Consider the following 16,736-nt stretch of genomic DNA (forward strand, 5'->3'; position numbering starts at 1 on the left):
GTATTAATATCTATTTTAATATTTCTAGTCATAATAAAACTCCCTGCTAAGTTTTCACTATTTAAGTGTTTACTTAACAGGGAGCATATCAAAATTCATGGTACGTGCTTTTTATTTGTATATAAATATTTTGCTATTCAGCTTTATCTATTGTAATGATTAAATCATGCGTCTGAATACTATCTCCTGAAGAAACATAGATGTTAGAAATCGTTCCATCAAATGGTGCTTGGATTGTTGTTTCCATCTTCATCGCTTCAGTAATAATCAATGCATCACCTTGTTTAACTTCATCACCTTTGCTCACTTTTACTTCTGAAATTGTTCCAGGCATTTGCGCACCGATGTGAGATTCATTACTTAAATCTGCTTTTTGAAGAACAGCATCAGATACTTTAACATGTTCATCTTTAACATATACTTTACGTGGTTGACCGTTCAACTCATAATAAACCCAACGATGTCCATCTTCATATACGTGTCCGATAGATAATAGTTTAACGATTAATATCTTACCTTTATCAATCGTAATCTCAACAGTTTCATTCTTAGCCATTCCGAATAAGAATGTAGGCGTATCTAATAATGATAAATTACCAAAACTTTCGTAAGTCTTAATGTATTGTTCATATACTTTTGGATAAATAGCATAACTAATAAGATCTTGTTCTGTTACTTCACTTTGTTGTTTCTCTTGTAATTCTTCTCTTAGACTATCAAAGTCTACTGGTTCTAATAATTCACCCGGTCGTTTTTCGATAGGCGTTTGACCTTTTAATATAACTTTTTGTAACTCTTTATTAAAGCCGTTTACCGGTTGTCCAATTTCACCTTTAAAGAATGAAACAACAGATTCTGGGAAGTCTAATGAACGACCTCTTTTAATGACACTTTCCTCATCCAAATCGTTTTGAACCATGTACAATGCCATATCCCCTACAACTTTAGATGATGGTGTAACTTTGACAATATCTCCGAATAATAAATTAACACGCTTGTACATGTCTTTAACTTCATTGAAACGTTCACCTAATCCTAGGCTCTTCGCTTGTTGACTTAAGTTTGAATATTGTCCACCAGGCATTTCATGTTGATAAATTTCTGTATGTGGTGAACGAATGTCACTTTCAAAGTCAGAATAATAGTTTCTAACTGTATCCCAATATTGTGAAAGTCTTTCTAAACCATCAATATTCGTTCTTACATCTCTTTCATTACCACTTAAAGCATAATATAAAGAGTTCGCTGATGGTTGAGATGTTGTACCACTCATACTAGCTACTGCTGTATCTATTACATCAACACCTGCTCTTATAGCACTCTGATAAACCAATAAACCATTACCACTCGTATCATGAGTATGTAAATGTATAGGAATATCAATATGTGTTTTTAATTCACCGATTAATTCATGTGCAGCTTTTGGTTTCAATAATCCAGCCATATCTTTAATTCCTAAAATGTGTACACCTTCGCTTTGTAGTTCTTTAGCTAAATTAATGTAATAATCTAACGTATAAACGTTTGATCTTTCAGGGTTTAAGATATCACCTGTGTAACATATTGCTCCTTCAGATATTTTACCTGATTTTTGAACCGCTTCATTGGCTACTTTCATTTGATCTAACCAGTTTAGAGAATCAAATATTCTAAATACGTCGATGCCTGCATCTGCACTTTCTTTAACGAATTTTTCAATTACATTATCAGGATAGTTTTTATATCCAACAGCATTAGATGCTCTTAATAACATTTGGAAAAGAATATTAGGGATTTTTTTACGTAATCTCGTTAATCTTTCCCATGGGTTTTCTTTTAAGAAGTTATAGGCAACGTCAAATGTTGCACCGCCCCACATTTCTAATGAAAATGCATCATTTAAATATTTAGCTGTTTCTGGCGCTATTTGTAACATATCATAAGTACGCATACGCGTAGCTAATAATGACTGATGTGCGTCTCTAAAAGTAGTATCTGTTAACAATACTTCTTCTTGTTCTTTAAGCCATTTACTTACGCCTTCAGGACCGTGTTGCTCTAATATTTGTTTTGTACCTGATAAAGATGCAATTTCTTCATTAGAGATTTCTTCTAGCCTAACTTTTTCGAAGTGTGGTTTTTCACGTTTTCTAACACTTGGAAAACCATTAACCGAAATATTCCCAATGTATTGTAAAGTTTTAGTACCTCTATCTCGTGAAGGCGTAATATCAAATAACTCTGGGTTATTTTCTAAGAATTTAGTTGTATAACTACCTTTAGCAAATTTCTCATGATTTACTACATTGTATAAGAATGGGATATTTGTCTTAATACCTCTAATTCTCATCTCTTTAAGAGAACGAAGCATTTTTTCTGTTGCTTGTCTCAACGACATAGCATGTGTAGATACTTTAACGAGTAATGAGTCATAGTAAGGTGAAATTTCAGCACCTTCAAATCCATCACCAGCATCCAGTCTTACACCGAAGCCGCCACTTGAACGATACGCAATAATTTTACCAGTGTCTGGCATGAAATCATTTAATGGATCTTCAGTTGTGATACGACTTTGTATAGCATATCCTAGCGTTTTGATATCTTCTTGTTTAGGCATTTCAATTTCATCGCCAAATAAAGATTCACCAGCTGCTACTAAAATTTGTGTTTTTACAATATCAATACCAGTTATCATTTCAGTGATTGTATGCTCTACTTGTACACGTGGGTTAACTTCAATAAAGTAGTATTCATCACCTGATACAAGAAATTCAACTGTTCCCGCATTTACATACCCTATCTTTTTCATTAAATGTAGTGCTGAATTACATATACGATGTCTTAACTCGTCACTCAATGAAACTGATGGTGCTACTTCAACTACTTTTTGATGTCTACGTTGAACTGAACAATCTCTTTCGAATAAATGAACTAAATTACCATGTTCATCTCCGATAATTTGCACTTCTATATGTTTAGGTTGATCTATGTATTTTTCCACATAAACTTCACTATTCCCAAATGATTTTCCAGCTTCAGATTTAGCACGTTGGTATGCGTCTTCTAACTCACTTTCACTATTAACAATACGCATTCCTTTACCACCGCCACCTGAGATAGCTTTAATGATAATTGGAAAACCACTTTCTTTTGCAAATGCTTCTACTTCTTCAAATGATTCAACTGAACCATCTGTACCAGGAATGACTGGTAAATCTGCATCTAGTGCTGTTGCTCTCGCTTTAACCTTATCCCCAAACATATCCAAATGTTTAAGTTCTGGCCCGATAAATTTAATACCTTCCTCAGCACATCTTTTAGCAAATGTTTTATTTTCACTTAAGAAGCCGTATCCAGGATGGATAGCGTCAACTTCTGCTTTCTTTGCTACTTTAATAATTGCTTCAATATCTAAGTAACTTTCCGTCGGTCCTAGATCTTCATCAACTAAATAAGATTCATCCGCTTTATACCTATGTAAAGCTCCCAAATCTTCATTCGAATAAATTGCTACTGTTTCAATATCTAATTCTGTTGCAGCCCTAAATATTCTAATCGCAATTTCACCACGATTGGCTACTAATAATTTATTTATTTTGCTCATAATTTGAAGGCTCCCCTCAATGTATTTGAATTTTCAAAAAACGATGTATTAGTCCATTATATAAAAAAAACGCATTACATTCTACTGTAATACGCTTTTTTTATAAAATTTATTAATTAGATTGAGTAAATATGCAGTTTAGCGCCTTCTCTCAATGTTATCAATTTTGATTTGTTTAGCAGTTAATAGCAAAATTCCTATAGCTATACTTAAACTTAACATGGATGAGCCACCAAAAGTCATAAATGGTAGTGGGACACCTGTTAATGGTATAGCACCTGAAATTCCTCCTAAGTTTACAAATGTTTGTACACCAATATAACTAGATATACCAACACAAACTAATTTAAAGAAGAATGAATCAGTTAAACCTGCATATAGAAATCCTTTATATACAATAAACATTAACAAACCAATTATAAATAATACGCCTACTAAACCTAATTCTTCTGCAATAACGGCGAAGATAAAATCGGTGTGCGGTTCCGGTAAATAACCTAATTTCATAACGCCATTACCTAAACCTTTACCAAATAATCCTCCATTACCTATAGCAAGCAATGAATTAGCTAAATGGTAACCAATACCACTTTCATAATTAAATGGATTTTCCATTACATGGAACCTATCAGCTTGGTGCTGAGATAAAATACCGCCTTTAAAGACAATACTAAATACAATCAATAACACAACACCTGCTAAAATCGGACCTGACCATTTTAAAATAGCTTTTATACCTATTCCTGAATAAGCAAAGACACACAATACTATCATGCATAATAGTAAAGCTTGTCCAGTATCATTTTGTAATAATACAAGACCAATACATGTTCCAATTAAGAATAATGGCATCATCAAAGCTAATTTGAATTGCTTTAATCGATTTCTTCTCTTATCAATAATAAATGATAAGTATAAAATCATAACTACCTTTAAAATTTCAGATGCCTGCAAATTCATAAATCCTAAATTTATCCAACTTGTTGATCCGTTTATTTCTGTTCCGATTAGTAATGTTAATACTAATAAACCAAAAACACTAAAAATCATGATTTGTTGAACACGTTTATTTTTCAGTATATTTATGTGCATAAAATATGACATAAAAAATACAATTCCAAATCCAACAATACAATACATTAATTGCCTAATAAAAAAGTAATTACCTGCAACCGGTACGCCACCAGTTAATGAGCCTTTAGTTGCAGCAACCATACTCGCACTATAAACCATCACTAAACCAATGAAACATAAAATGATATACGCGATTAACAACGTAAAATCTATGTATTTAGAATAATTTTTTATGTAGCGAAAAAATCTTTTAATATAGTCCATCTACTCATTCCAATTCTAAAAAAATAAGTCTAAAGAAAGATTTCTCCTCTCTAGACTTTGTATCATTTAAGCATTTGTGAAAGCATCATGCAATTTAGATAGTTCCTTTTCTAAACTTGCCATAAGTGTCTGACCCTTTTCTCTATCAACAAGTCCAATTTGTACTGCAAAATCAACTTCCTTTTGAAGACCAAACATCTGCGTATCTAAAACTTCTTCATATAACGGGCATGAGGGCATAGTTAAGTTGTCCATTTGCACCTTAATTAACTGAAGAATCTTTTCAGAATCGTTATATAATTGGTCATATGCCTTCTGACAAATTTCTGAATCGTAATGCATGACATACTCCCCCTTAATCTTTTAGGTTCTATACTTATAAAATTTTAGCTTAGAAATCTTAAAATTGCAAGTAAAAACAGAAGGTTCATCAAAATAAATGTGTTAAAATTGAATTGTGATATTGATAGGAGTGAAAAAAATTGATACAAATTAAAGGAAATTGTAAATTTAATATTACTTTAGACGCAACAACTTGGATATTTGACGATCGCAAAGTAAAAATTGAAGATTTAGAACAAGGTATATTCAATGGTGAAAAACCAATTGAATTTGAAAACAATGTAGCTTGGAACAGAGCTATTTTAGAAGGTGCTACTATGCCCCCTACTTTAAATAGTGAAACAAATTATAAAAGACAATCATTCTTAAAAGAAACTTTTGTTATTAATGCAATGCCTTTTATAAAAAATTCTGAACCAAATGAAGATGCAACAAAAGTTGTATTAAAAAATGACAAAGATTCTTTAGAAATTTCAATCGACGATTGGCCTTATCTATTTTTCCATTTCTCTAAAGAAGGAAAAATGATATATAGCGACGGTAAAATTGACGCTTTCACATATGATCAAGAAAACGGATACAAAGACAAATTTAGTTATGTCGACGAAATAGAGGTCGTATAATTTTGGTTATGAAAGTTAAATGCGTTATATGCGATGCTATAGTCAATCTTGATTCAAAATCTAAAGAAGCTAAGAGACTTAGAAATCATCCAATTCGTACGTATATGTGCGATGATTGTAAATCAAAACTAGATAAACCGAAATCATAAAATATCATTTAAGGTTTACTGTTTAAAAAATAATTCTCCTAATCCGAGTGATTTTCATTTAATGGATTAGGAGAATTTATTTTGCTGATTTTGAAAGTGCATACATACCTAGAGATGGCTCGAGCCTGTAGTCTTTCGCTCATACTATTACCCTAGGCGTCAGAACTTTACAAAATTATAGAAAATATCGCTCTAACGTGCTTGTTTAAAACCACTAGCCCGTTAGAAAATGTAACGGGCTTGTCTTAGATTTCTTGCACGTTACAATCTCTAAATTCTCCTAGATTATATTGAATTAATTTTTATCTATTTAAAAAATTTTATTTCATATAAAAAACCCCCTAATTCATTAAAATTCCAATTAACGAATTAGGGGGTAATTTTATTGTTGATTTTCTCTACTTCGCTCTTTATGAAGACGGTAGCGATATAGACCTAATACAATTGCTGCTATTATTAAGCTTTCTCCTACTGGTAAGAATACCGCAAGGAACGTCAATAATAAACAACCTAAAAACAGTAAAATATAGATAATTATGTTTTGCCAAAACTTTAATTTTCTAGCGAAGCCTAAATTATATACAATAGCGCTTAATACAAATATTGTTAATAATAAAAACCACATACCAAGTTCTGGATTTTCATCTACTCTAAATAATTTACCAAAAAATGAAAGCCTTTCTTCTGGATTAACACTTACATTTTTAGCGATAAAGAGCATCTATATCACTCCTCTTCTTGTTCAGCCATTTTCTGTCTCTTTTGAGCGCGTTCTCTTTCAGCTTTGTCTAAAATTTTCTTTCTTAAGCGAATAGATTCAGGTGTAATTTCAACTAATTCATCATCGTTCAAGTATTCTAATGCTTCTTCTAAAGTTAAAATTCTAGGTTTCTTCATTGTTGTTGTTTGTTCTTTTGTAGCAGAACGTATATTGTTAGCTGCTTTAACTTTTGTAATGTTTACAGATAAATCGTTCTCACGGTTATTCTCTCCAACAATCATACCTTCATACACTTCTGTACCAGGTTCCATGAAGTTTACGCCTCTGTCTTCTAAGTTTAAGATAGCGTAAGTACTTGCTGTACCTTTGTCGATAGATACAAGTACACCATTTCTTCTACCACCGATACGGCCTTTAATGTTTGGACGGTATGAATCGAATGTATGGTTTATAATACCGTAACCACGAGTCATAGACATAAATTCAGTTGTATAACCGATTAATCCTCTTGCAGGTACTAAAAAGATTAATTTTGTTTGTCCATTTTCGTTAGATTGCATATCTAACATTTCACCTTTACGTGAACCTAATGATTCAATAACTGAACCTGTATATTCATCAGGCGTATCGATTTGAACACGTTCATATGGTTCACATTTAACGCCATCAACTTCTTTAATAATAACTTGTGGTTTAGAAACTTGTAATTCAAATCCTTCACGGCGCATGTTTTCAATTAATATTGATAAATGTAGTTCACCACGTCCAGCTACTACCCATGCGTCTGGAGAGTCAGTTGGTGTTACACGTAATGAAACATCCGTTTCTAATTGTGTTTCTAATCTTTCTTCAATTTTACGTGCTGTTACATAAGTACCTTCTTTACCAGCAAATGGAGAGTTATTTACAGAGAATGTCATTTCTAATGTTGGCTCATCAATACGCAATACAGGTAATGGTTCTACATTATCTTGTGGTGTAACTGTCTCACCAACGTTGATGTCCTCCATCCCACTTAATGCAATTAAATCACCAGCATAAGCTTCATCAATTTCTACACGATTTAATCCAAAGAAACCGAATATTTTTGATACTCTAAAGTGTTTTATTGTACCATCAAGTTTTACTAGTGATACTTGTTGTCCAACTTTAATTGTACCTCTGAACACACGTCCGACACCAATACGTCCAACATAATCGTTATAATCTAATAATGCTACTTGGAATTGTAACGGTTCATCTCTATTATCAATTGGTGCTGGTACATAATCTAATATTGTTTCATATAGACACTGCATGTTCTCATCTTGATGATCAGCGTCTAAACTTGCAGTACCACTTATTGCTGAAGCGTATACTACAGGGAATTCTAATTGATCGTCATTCGCATCTAACTCTATAAATAAGTCTAATACTTCATCTACCACTTGTTCTGGTCTAGCTGAAGGTTTATCAATTTTATTAACAACGACAACTGGTTTTAAATTTTGTTCTAACGCTTTTTTCAATACAAATCTAGTTTGAGGCATCGTTCCCTCATAAGCGTCAACAACTAATACAACACCATCTACCATTTTCATAATACGTTCAACTTCACCACCGAAGTCTGCGTGGCCTGGTGTATCTAATATATTAATACGGTGATCTTTATATTCAATTCCCGTATTTTTCGCTAAAATTGTAATACCTCTTTCTTTCTCAATATCATTTGAATCCATTGCTCGCTCTGCTATATGTTCATTCTCACGAAATATTCCTGATTGTTTCAATAATTCATCTACTAGTGTTGTTTTCCCGTGGTCTACATGGGCTATTATTGCAATGTTACGTACATTTTCTCTTAAATTAGTCATGCAAAAAATTTTCCTCTCCAATTTAAATTTATTCGGCTTATATTTATAACTTGATAATTATAACATACATCACTAGAAAAATAACCATTATCGAACACTTTTACTCAAATTTCCATTTATTTTAGAAAAATAGATTAATTGCTGATAGTTGATTTTTCTAGAAATGTAACGCATAATATAATAATGAAAACGGTTAAAGGGTGGATATAAATGAAAAAATCTAAAGCAATTTTTGTTTTACTTGCTTTAATTGTAACATTTTTCCTTTTAGTGTTTAGTTTTGCTTTAGCAGAGGGATCTATACTCTTTATGTTGCTAGCGGTTATATTAATTATTGCAACTATGGGTTACGGTTTTACACTTAAAAAGAAATATCGCGAAAATGGATGGCTATAAATTTACCGACACAATCAAGAAAAGATGCGACTTTGTTTCGCATCTTTTTTTAGCCATTTTTCTTAAATCTTTCCGTATGAATTTCTTCTAGTAATGCTTTATGTGGTAAGAAATATTGAGTCAATAATTCATCATGTATTTGTTTATTTCCGACCACAATTGAATTAGCTTCTAAAATATTTAAAGATTGTCCTAGCAAGTTTGTTACCACTGCCCCTACCTCTTCTGCAATAATTAATCCACCAGCAAAATCCCAAGGGTGTAATCTCATTGTTAAATAAGCACTTGTTATACCTCTTGCTACATGCACAAAGTCTAAAGCAGCTGATCCATAGGCACGTGTACTTCTAGCTTCATCTATAATTGGCATATAAATTTTAGATAACTTTTCTTTCGTCAGCCATAGAGGGTTTGTTGAAATCAAACTTGATTTCAATTCAGTATTTTCTATCTGCTTAAGTTGCTTGTCGTTTTGCCATGCCCCTTTACCTACTAATGCATGATACATTTTATCATTCATTACGTCATATACAAAACCTGCGTATTTTTTACCATCAATATATATACCTATTGAAATCGCAAAATTTTCTTTTTGATGTACAAAATTTAAAGTGCCATCTATTGGATCCATAATCCACAATACACCTTTTGTATTTTCAATATCTTTACCGTGACCTTCCTCACCTAATATAAAATGTTCAGGGTAAGTGGCTTTTATATTATTAAACAAACGCTCCTCAGTTTCTTTATCCATGTTTGTGACGAGATCGTTTGGGTTTGATTTTGTTTCTATTTCTAATTCTTCATCAATTGTTTCTCTGATGTGTCTTCCAGCTTCTTTAATAATTTGATATGCAAATTTATAAATTTCCATCACAATACCCCCTAATTTATTTTTTATATTAGCATTGTTCTTTATATATTCAAATAGAATTATGATAAAATATGTATATAGTATTACCGTTATAAGGAGGACAACTATGACTAAGTATACGTTTAAACAAAAAGATTTTAAAGTTTTTAGTGTTGAAGGCTTAGAAAATAGAATGGCTGCACTAGATGAACAAGTAAGACCGCAATTAAATGCTTTAGGGGAAAGATATAGTAAATACTTAACAGAACAAACAGGTGATGAGTTTTTCTACCACGTGGCTAAGCATGCACGTAGAACTGTTAACCCCCCTAAAGACACATGGGTTGCTTTTGCTACAAACCAACGAGGCTATAAGATGCTACCTCATTTTCAAATAGGTCTATTTGAATCACAATTATTCATCATGTTTGGTGTAATGCATGAGAATAAAGATAAAGGTTTAATGGCTGAATTCTTAAATAAAAACATAAATTTATTAGAATCATTACCAAAAGATTATTCACTATGCTTTGACCACTATAAAATTGATAAGACACCTATAAATGAACTATCCACTGATGATATAAAACATCATATCAAACGTTTAAAAGAAATTAAAAAAGCAGAATTCTTTGTAGCTAGAACTTTGGATCCACAATCCGAAATACTTAAAACTGATAAAGCATTTACAGAATTTTTAGATGAAACATTTGATGAATTAATAAAGTTTTATAGCTAATCATATTACAACTGTATATATAATAAAATCAGGTTGAGACATTATAATGTCTCAACCTGATTTCTTTTAAACTTAAGAACAACTCATTCTATATGATTATATATCAGTTATTAATAAATATATGGATCATCATCTTTTTTCTTTTTATTTTGTTGTTCATCAAATGTTTGTTGATTTTGATTAGAATTTAAATTATTTTCATTATCATTTACATCATTTTGAAAATTCACATCTTCAAATTGTTGATTAGATTTATTTTTCCTAACGAATAACATAATCGCTGCGATAATTAATAATAAGAAAGAAATAATGTTAAGAGTGAATATAGATAATAGTCCTGCAACGATAGCTAATACTCCTGATAATATTCTTTGTTTCTTAATAAAAATAATAGCTACAATTGTTAAAATTAAGCTAATAGCTAATACGATTAAACCATAATTTGATACGCTTGCAAATGTATCTAATGCTTGCTCAGCTGAAATATTTTGTGCTGTACCTCCAGCTTGTTCAACTTGCTCATTATAAGTATTTTCAAATTCTGATTTAAATTGGTTTACAAAATCCGGAGAATTTACAAGGGATTTAAAAACAAAACCAAATATTATACCTATTAATGATACTACTGCGCTAATAATCATTAAAGTATACTCTACTGTTCTTTTCATTATTTGCCTCCTAGAATTTGTCAAATATTATTATCTCAATGATATTTATAATATTCAACCCTTATTATCATTTTTATTTAGTTCTTCCGCTTCTTGTACTGCTTTTGTTTGTTTTCTTTGTTGTTCCATTCTTTTTTCATAATTTTTTCTACGTTCAATAGTGGCATTAGGTTTAACTTTTTTAGGTTTTTTCTCTTTCTTACTTACCCCTGATGTAACTTGATAATCATCGGGTTGCGTAGTTTGATAGCTATACGGATCATCTGATCTTTGACCGATTTCTCCATTTTCATCAACTGCATCAACGTCTTTTTCTTCACTTTCTGTTGCATCAGTCTCTGTTGTCTCTGTTTTTTCTTCTTCAGCAACTGGCTCTTTAAAACGTTTATTTTTTTGATGTTTTCTAGTACGAGACAATATTTCATCATTACCAGAATCTTGTGCTTCATTCTCATTAATTTCCGGTTCTGTTTCTACCTGTTTTTCTTGTCTTCTTGGTTGTACAGGTTCTTGTGGTGGTATAGGTTTTCTTTCTTCTGGTTGTTTTATCGGTTCATTGTACATCGGTTCAGGTCTTCTCATACCTTCTACTGGTAAGATTTTATCTTTTCTAATAAATAGTAGAATACTCGTAATAAAGAAGAATAACGGAACTAATACAATAAATAATGGCAGTGTTACAACTGAAAGTAATAAGAATACTAGTGCAGAGAATATTCTCCATCTCATAAGTACTAAACCTATAAATGAAAATATTAAAACGATAATCAAATAAATAATGAATAACCATATTCCATTTTGGATATTCAATGCTATCTGGCTAGATGTCAGTATTTGTCCATTAGATGTTATATTAATGTTTAATTGTTCTATCAAAGTTTCAAGTCTATTTATATTTGTAGGATTATTTAAAACGACTAAAGCTGCAAATAATGATAAAGCCGTTACGCCTAATGTAATAATCCATGCAAACCAACCGAAAAATTTCTCAGCGCCTCTTCCTACAGGCTGTCTCACATGTTCTACATATGAATTCATTATATTTTCCTCCTCTACAATGAATTGGTTTTAATTATATCAAAAAAAGGCCATTGTTTCTCACAAAGACCTTTTTAAATATTAATTTAATGACATTTTGAATTTTAAAAATGCTTCGTTGTATTTTGCTATGTTTTCTTTACCTAAATCTTTATAAACTTCTAATTTATTCCTTACTTTAGAGTCAGGATAAAATCTTTCATCTTCTCTAATATTTTTATCTAATAATTCATAAGATGCTTTATTTGGAGTAGCATAACCAACCCACTCAGCATTTTGTTTACCTACTTCTTCTTCAAGCAAGAAGTTAATAAACTTATGAGCACCTTCAACATTTTGAGCTGTTTTAGGAATAACTAAGTTATCAAACCATAAATTGGAACCTTCTTCAGGTACAACAAAATCTAATTGTTCATTTTTATTCATTATATCAGCAGCCATTCCGCTCCATACTACAGCAACATCTGTTTCATTTTGCCCCATCATGGTGTTGATTTCATCGCCAACAACACCTCTAACATTTGGTGCTAATTGAACCAATTTATCTTGTGCTTTTTGTAATTTTTTCTCATCGGTTTCATTTAGGCTTTCATTCATACTATTAAGCGCAAATCCAATACCTTCTCTTGCGCCATCAACAATTAAAACATCATCTTTAAGTCGTTTGTTCCACAATGTATCCCAACTCGTGAAATCTAAACCTTTTGTTTTTTCTGGATTATACAGTATACCTACAGTTCCCCAAAAATAAGGGATAGAATATTTATTGTCTAGGTCAAATGGTAAATCCATAAAATCTTTATCTAAATTTTTCATATTGGGAATTTTCTCATGATTAATTTGATATAATAAATGTTCTTTTTTCATTTTTTGAACAGTATATTCACTTGGTACAGCAACATCGTATGCAGTACCGCCGTTTTTGATTTTAGCCATCATCGCTTCATTCGAATCAAAAGTTTCATAAACAACTTTAATCCCTGTTTCTTGTTCAAATTTCTTAGTTAGTTCTGGATCTATATACTCGCCCCAATTATATACATAGAGTACATCTTTTTTGCCATTTGAAGGAGGAGGATCGATTAATTTTGTTGAAAGGATTAATAGTGCACCAACAAATAATGAGATGCCTAATAATTGCATTAATTGTTTCATCTCATAATTCCTCCCTTTTTACTTATCCTTTGTTGTTGACTTCTTTTTATGAAGTAATAACCTACTATGATAAACATAACTAATAAGAACAACAATGTTGAAATCGCATTAATTTCCATCGTAATACCTTTTCTCGCCATAGAATAAACTTCGACTGATAATACACTAAAGCCGCTTCCAGTTACAAAGAAACTCACTGTAAAGTCATCTAATGAATATGTTAATGCCATAAAGAATCCACCTATTGCCCCTGGTAATATATGAGGAATAATTACTTTTATAAGTGTTTGCCAAGATGTTGCACCTAAGTCTTTGGCAGCGTTAATCATGGATGGATTCATATCATATAGTTTAGGTAGAACAAGTAATACAACAATTGGTACACAAAATGCGATATGCGATATTAACACCGACCAAAAGCCTAACCCCATACCAGTAAAATGACCAATAACTGTAAATAATAATAAGAAAGAAGAACCAATAACAACGTCTGAACTTACCATAAGGATATTATTTAATGTTAATAACCCCACTTCAAGTTTCTTGTTTCTCATATAATAAATACCGATAGCACCGCAAATTCCAATCAAAGTAGAAATACTTGCTGCAAGTAATGCTACAGCTATCGTGTTAACTATAATTACAAGTAACCGTTTATTTTGAAATACTGAAGTATAGTGATTAAATGTAAAACCTTTAAAATGTGTCATATTCCCTGCACTATTAAAAGAATAAAAAATTAAAAAGAAAATAGGTAAGTATAGAAAAATCATAATAATTGTGAAATAGATTTTCCCTGATAATTTCATTTCTATACCTCCTTATTCTCTGATTTAGATTTCGTAATAATTAAAATAAAAGCCATCGCCAATATTAAAAACACTGCAATTGTAGAACCCATCCCATAGTTTTGAGTAACTAAAAATTGTTCTTGAATTGCTGTACCAAGGTTAACTACTTTATTACCTGCAATTAATCTTGTAATCATAAATAATGAAAGTGCAGGAATAAATGTGATTTGTATGCCTGTTTTAACACCTTCATAAGTTAAAGGCATAATGACCTTTCTAAAAGTTGTAATGTGATTAGCACCTAAATCTCTTGAAGCTTGAATTAGATTTTCTGGTATTTCTTCCATAGCATTAAATATAGGTAATAGCATAAATGGAATATAAATGTATACCGATACAATAATAAACGCTGTGCTCGTAAATAATAAATCAGTAGAAGGTACATGAAATATATTCAACATTTTATTTAATAATCCATCATGGCTAAAAATACCGATAAAAGCATATGTTTTTAATAATAGATTAATCCATGTTGGTAAAATGATAAGCAATAATAATATTTCTTTATGTCTAGCACTTTTTAAAGCTAACGCTAACGGATAGCTCACTAACAAACAAAAGAATGTAATCAAAATAGCATACCATACTGAACTTAAAGTCATTTTTAAATAGCTACTTGTAAAGAAATTCGTATAATTCTCTAATGAAAAATGGCCATGAATATCGAGTAAAGAAGCATAAAATATCATGGCAATTGGAACGATGATAAATAAAATAATCCAAATCATATAAGGTACGAGTAAAAATGATTTTATTTTATGCATGAACATCATCCTCGTAGCTTTCTATCCGACGATCAAATTCTTCTTCTGTTTCACCAGGTAGCATTATATGAATAGATTCAGAATCAAAATCTAATCCTACTGTTTCACCGATTACTGCCTTTTTAGTCGTTTGTATAATCCATTCGTTACCTTGTTCATCATAGCAACAAATTTCATAATGCACGCCTCTAAATAGCTGTGAGTCTACTACTGCAGATACTCTACCTTCACTTGGAGATTTGATGCTTATGTCTTCTGGGCGTATTACGACATCTACTTTAGCATCTGGCTCAAATCCAGCATCTACACATTCATAGGTAATACCATACATTTCTACTTCATAATCTCGTTTCATGATGCCACTTACGATATTAGATTCACCGATGAAATCTGCTACGAATTTATTTACCGGTTCATCGTATATATCAACTGGTGTGCCACTTTGTTCAATCTTTCCATCTTTCATTACAAAAATATAATCGCTCATTGCTAAAGCTTCTTCTTGATCATGCGTTACAAATATAAATGTAATACCTAGCCTTTGCTGTAATTCACGCAATTCATATTGCATTTCGGTACGCAGTTTTAAATCTAATGCAGATAAAGGTTCATCTAACAATATAATTTCAGGTTCATTTGCTATAGCGCGAGCAATTGCTACACGTTGTTTTTGTCCGCCACTCATTTCTGATATTTTTCTTTGTTCATATCCTTCTAGTTTCACTAATTTCAATGCTTCTATCACTTTATGTTGTATATCTTTTTTGTTTAATTTTTTTATTTTTAATCCAAAAGCTACATTTTCAAAAACATTTAAATGAGGAAACAATGCGTAATCTTGAAATACTGTATTTACTTTTCTATTATTTGCAGGAATTTGATTAATGATTTTATCATTAAAATATATGTTTCCACTTGTCGGTGTTTCAAATCCAGCAATAAGTTTTAAAATAGTTGTTTTGCCACAACCTGAAGGGCCTAATAGCGTGTAAAACCTACCTTCTTCTATTTCAAAACTAACATCGTTTAATACATGGGTATTATTAAAATTTTTATAGATGTTTTCAAACTTGATAATTGATTTTGACATTGTTTCCCCTCCTATAAATAAGATTCTGTAGCCACAATTAGTACTTCAGCATCTTTCTCAGTTTCATTGAAAAATTGATGAACTTCATGAGCTTTAAAGTAAAAACATTCACCTTTTTTAGCTTTATATTTTCTTTTCCCAATTTTCAAAGTAATGGTACCCTTTTTAACATAAGCAAAAGTTTCTGACGAAGATGGTGAGAATGATTTATATCGACACCCACCTTTAAGCGTTATAATGACTGGTTCCATTTCAAATTCATTGGAATCTGGGACTAACCAATTAATTTTGTATCCTTCATCATATTCGTCATATAAAGTTTGCTCTTTTGCGGGATAATGTATACGAGCTTGATATAGCTTTTCATTGAAAAACTCGCTTGGTTCAACACCTAATACATCTAATATATTTAAAAAAGTTTCCATAGATGGCGATGATAAATTTCTTTCTAATTGTGAGATATATCCCTTTGATAAATCTGTTCTTTCACCTAATTCTTCTTGAGTTAAGTTCTTTTGATATCTTAAATTTTTAAGTTTTTCTCCTATATTCATAAATCCCCCAAAAAAGAGT

Annotated in this window: 17 protein-coding genes; 4 read left to right on the forward strand and 13 right to left on the reverse strand. The window is 31.3% G+C overall.

What is annotated here, in order from left to right; all coding sequences use genetic code 11:
* Positions 1-133: 133 nt before the first annotated feature.
* From LQ615_RS12635 to LQ615_RS12645, 3 genes are all read right to left on the reverse strand, one after another.
* Positions 134-3,583, reverse strand: coding sequence for a pyruvate carboxylase (locus tag LQ615_RS12635; protein WP_064204100.1), 3,450 nt, complete (start codon positions 3,581-3,583; stop codon positions 134-136).
* A 138-nt stretch (positions 3,584-3,721) separates the two neighbouring features.
* Complete coding sequence (locus LQ615_RS12640) at positions 3,722-4,921, reverse strand: FtsW/RodA/SpoVE family cell cycle protein (protein WP_064204101.1); 1,200 nt, start codon at positions 4,919-4,921, stop codon at positions 3,722-3,724.
* Between the two features lie 66 nt (positions 4,922-4,987).
* Entirely contained in the window at positions 4,988-5,263 is a 276-nt protein-coding gene (locus LQ615_RS12645) for an Fpa/YlaN family protein (RefSeq protein WP_017001262.1), read from the reverse strand.
* A gap of 140 nt (positions 5,264-5,403) precedes the next feature.
* Between LQ615_RS12645 and LQ615_RS12650 the strand changes: the two genes are divergently transcribed.
* Together LQ615_RS12650 and LQ615_RS12655 are read left to right on the forward strand one after the other, a co-directional pair.
* On the forward strand, positions 5,404-5,886 hold the full coding sequence (locus LQ615_RS12650) for a hypothetical protein (protein ID WP_064204102.1): 483 nt from the start codon (positions 5,404-5,406) through the stop codon (positions 5,884-5,886).
* Positions 5,887-5,894: 8 nt separating this feature from the next.
* On the forward strand, positions 5,895-6,035 hold the full coding sequence (locus tag LQ615_RS12655) for a DUF2197 domain-containing protein (RefSeq protein WP_082892480.1): 141 nt from the start codon (positions 5,895-5,897) through the stop codon (positions 6,033-6,035).
* A 382-nt stretch (positions 6,036-6,417) separates the two neighbouring features.
* On the opposite strand, the gene LQ615_RS12660 is transcribed toward LQ615_RS12655, so the two are convergent.
* Together LQ615_RS12660 and typA are read right to left on the reverse strand one after the other, a co-directional pair.
* The gene (locus LQ615_RS12660) at positions 6,418-6,756 is read right to left on the reverse strand and encodes a YlaH-like family protein (protein ID WP_103269490.1); all 339 of its coding nucleotides are present in this window, start codon (positions 6,754-6,756) and stop codon (positions 6,418-6,420) included.
* A gap of 5 nt (positions 6,757-6,761) precedes the next feature.
* Positions 6,762-8,609 carry a translational GTPase TypA gene (gene typA / locus LQ615_RS12665; protein WP_103269491.1) on the reverse strand — a complete coding sequence of 616 codons (1,848 nt, stop codon included), beginning with the start codon at positions 8,607-8,609 and terminating at the stop codon, positions 6,762-6,764.
* A gap of 210 nt (positions 8,610-8,819) precedes the next feature.
* Between typA and LQ615_RS12670 the strand changes: the two genes are divergently transcribed.
* A complete protein-coding gene (locus LQ615_RS12670; protein WP_064204105.1) occupies positions 8,820-9,005 on the forward strand; it encodes a DUF5325 family protein in 186 nt (61 codons plus the stop codon).
* Between the two features lie 49 nt (positions 9,006-9,054).
* On the opposite strand, the gene LQ615_RS12675 is transcribed toward LQ615_RS12670, so the two are convergent.
* Entirely contained in the window at positions 9,055-9,879 is an 825-nt protein-coding gene (locus LQ615_RS12675) for an inositol monophosphatase family protein (RefSeq protein ID WP_064204106.1), read from the reverse strand.
* Positions 9,880-9,985: 106 nt separating this feature from the next.
* Here LQ615_RS12675 and LQ615_RS12680 point away from each other — a divergent pair, with 106 nt between their 5' ends.
* Positions 9,986-10,597, forward strand: a complete 612-nt coding sequence (locus tag LQ615_RS12680) for a YktB family protein (RefSeq protein ID WP_070045691.1) — start codon at positions 9,986-9,988, stop codon at positions 10,595-10,597.
* Positions 10,598-10,707: 110 nt separating this feature from the next.
* Here the strand turns inward: LQ615_RS12680 and LQ615_RS12685 are convergent, their stop codons facing one another.
* The 7 genes from LQ615_RS12685 to LQ615_RS12715 form a co-directional block, all read right to left on the reverse strand.
* Positions 10,708-11,265: a DUF4064 domain-containing protein gene (locus tag LQ615_RS12685; protein WP_103269492.1), complete on the reverse strand. Its 558-nt coding sequence runs from the start codon at positions 11,263-11,265 to the stop codon at positions 10,708-10,710.
* 54 nt (positions 11,266-11,319) lie between these two features.
* The gene (locus tag LQ615_RS12690; RefSeq protein ID WP_103269493.1) at positions 11,320-12,303 is read right to left on the reverse strand and encodes a DUF4064 domain-containing protein; all 984 of its coding nucleotides are present in this window, start codon (positions 12,301-12,303) and stop codon (positions 11,320-11,322) included.
* An 81-nt stretch (positions 12,304-12,384) separates the two neighbouring features.
* Positions 12,385-13,458 (reverse strand): ABC transporter substrate-binding protein, encoded by a 1,074-nt coding sequence (locus tag LQ615_RS12695; RefSeq protein WP_239704150.1) that lies wholly within the window; start codon positions 13,456-13,458, stop codon positions 12,385-12,387.
* The gene (locus LQ615_RS12700; RefSeq protein WP_239704149.1) at positions 13,455-14,267 is read right to left on the reverse strand and encodes an ABC transporter permease; all 813 of its coding nucleotides are present in this window, start codon (positions 14,265-14,267) and stop codon (positions 13,455-13,457) included. Before LQ615_RS12700 ends, LQ615_RS12695 begins: the two co-directional genes overlap by 4 nt.
* A 2-nt stretch (positions 14,268-14,269) precedes the next feature.
* Positions 14,270-15,073 (reverse strand): ABC transporter permease, encoded by an 804-nt coding sequence (locus LQ615_RS12705; RefSeq protein ID WP_064204112.1) that lies wholly within the window; start codon positions 15,071-15,073, stop codon positions 14,270-14,272.
* Entirely contained in the window at positions 15,066-16,163 is a 1,098-nt protein-coding gene (locus LQ615_RS12710; protein WP_064204113.1) for an ABC transporter ATP-binding protein, read from the reverse strand. The genes LQ615_RS12705 and LQ615_RS12710 overlap by 8 nt, the downstream gene beginning before the upstream one ends.
* 11 nt (positions 16,164-16,174) lie before the next feature.
* Positions 16,175-16,717 carry a helix-turn-helix domain-containing protein gene (locus tag LQ615_RS12715; protein WP_064204114.1) on the reverse strand — a complete coding sequence of 181 codons (543 nt, stop codon included), beginning with the start codon at positions 16,715-16,717 and terminating at the stop codon, positions 16,175-16,177.
* Between the last annotated feature and the right edge of the window lie 19 nt (positions 16,718-16,736).

This window comes from Mammaliicoccus sp. C-M13, from assembly GCF_022386845.1.
Taxonomy (GTDB): domain Bacteria; phylum Bacillota; class Bacilli; order Staphylococcales; family Staphylococcaceae; genus Mammaliicoccus; species Mammaliicoccus lentus.

Coding starts and splice junctions, on each gene's coding strand:
- LQ615_RS12635 (WP_064204100.1), bottom strand. CDS start 3,583: ATGAGCAAAATAAATAAATTATTAGTAGCCAATCGTGGTGAAATTGCG.
- LQ615_RS12640 (WP_064204101.1), bottom strand. CDS start 4,921: ATGGACTATATTAAAAGATTTTTTCGCTACATAAAAAATTATTCTAAA.
- LQ615_RS12645 (WP_017001262.1), bottom strand. CDS start 5,263: ATGCATTACGATTCAGAAATTTGTCAGAAGGCATATGACCAATTATAT.
- LQ615_RS12655 (WP_082892480.1), top strand. CDS start 5,895: ATGAAAGTTAAATGCGTTATATGCGATGCTATAGTCAATCTTGATTCA.
- LQ615_RS12660 (WP_103269490.1), bottom strand. CDS start 6,756: ATGCTCTTTATCGCTAAAAATGTAAGTGTTAATCCAGAAGAAAGGCTT.
- typA (WP_103269491.1), bottom strand. CDS start 8,609: ATGACTAATTTAAGAGAAAATGTACGTAACATTGCAATAATAGCCCAT.
- LQ615_RS12670 (WP_064204105.1), top strand. CDS start 8,820: ATGAAAAAATCTAAAGCAATTTTTGTTTTACTTGCTTTAATTGTAACA.
- LQ615_RS12675 (WP_064204106.1), bottom strand. CDS start 9,879: ATGGAAATTTATAAATTTGCATATCAAATTATTAAAGAAGCTGGAAGA.
- LQ615_RS12680 (WP_070045691.1), top strand. CDS start 9,986: ATGACTAAGTATACGTTTAAACAAAAAGATTTTAAAGTTTTTAGTGTT.
- LQ615_RS12685 (WP_103269492.1), bottom strand. CDS start 11,265: ATGAAAAGAACAGTAGAGTATACTTTAATGATTATTAGCGCAGTAGTA.
- LQ615_RS12690 (WP_103269493.1), bottom strand. CDS start 12,303: ATGAATTCATATGTAGAACATGTGAGACAGCCTGTAGGAAGAGGCGCT.
- LQ615_RS12695 (WP_239704150.1), bottom strand. CDS start 13,458: ATGAAACAATTAATGCAATTATTAGGCATCTCATTATTTGTTGGTGCA.
- LQ615_RS12700 (WP_239704149.1), bottom strand. CDS start 14,267: ATGAAATTATCAGGGAAAATCTATTTCACAATTATTATGATTTTTCTA.
- LQ615_RS12705 (WP_064204112.1), bottom strand. CDS start 15,073: ATGCATAAAATAAAATCATTTTTACTCGTACCTTATATGATTTGGATT.
- LQ615_RS12710 (WP_064204113.1), bottom strand. CDS start 16,163: ATGTCAAAATCAATTATCAAGTTTGAAAACATCTATAAAAATTTTAAT.
- LQ615_RS12715 (WP_064204114.1), bottom strand. CDS start 16,717: ATGAATATAGGAGAAAAACTTAAAAATTTAAGATATCAAAAGAACTTA.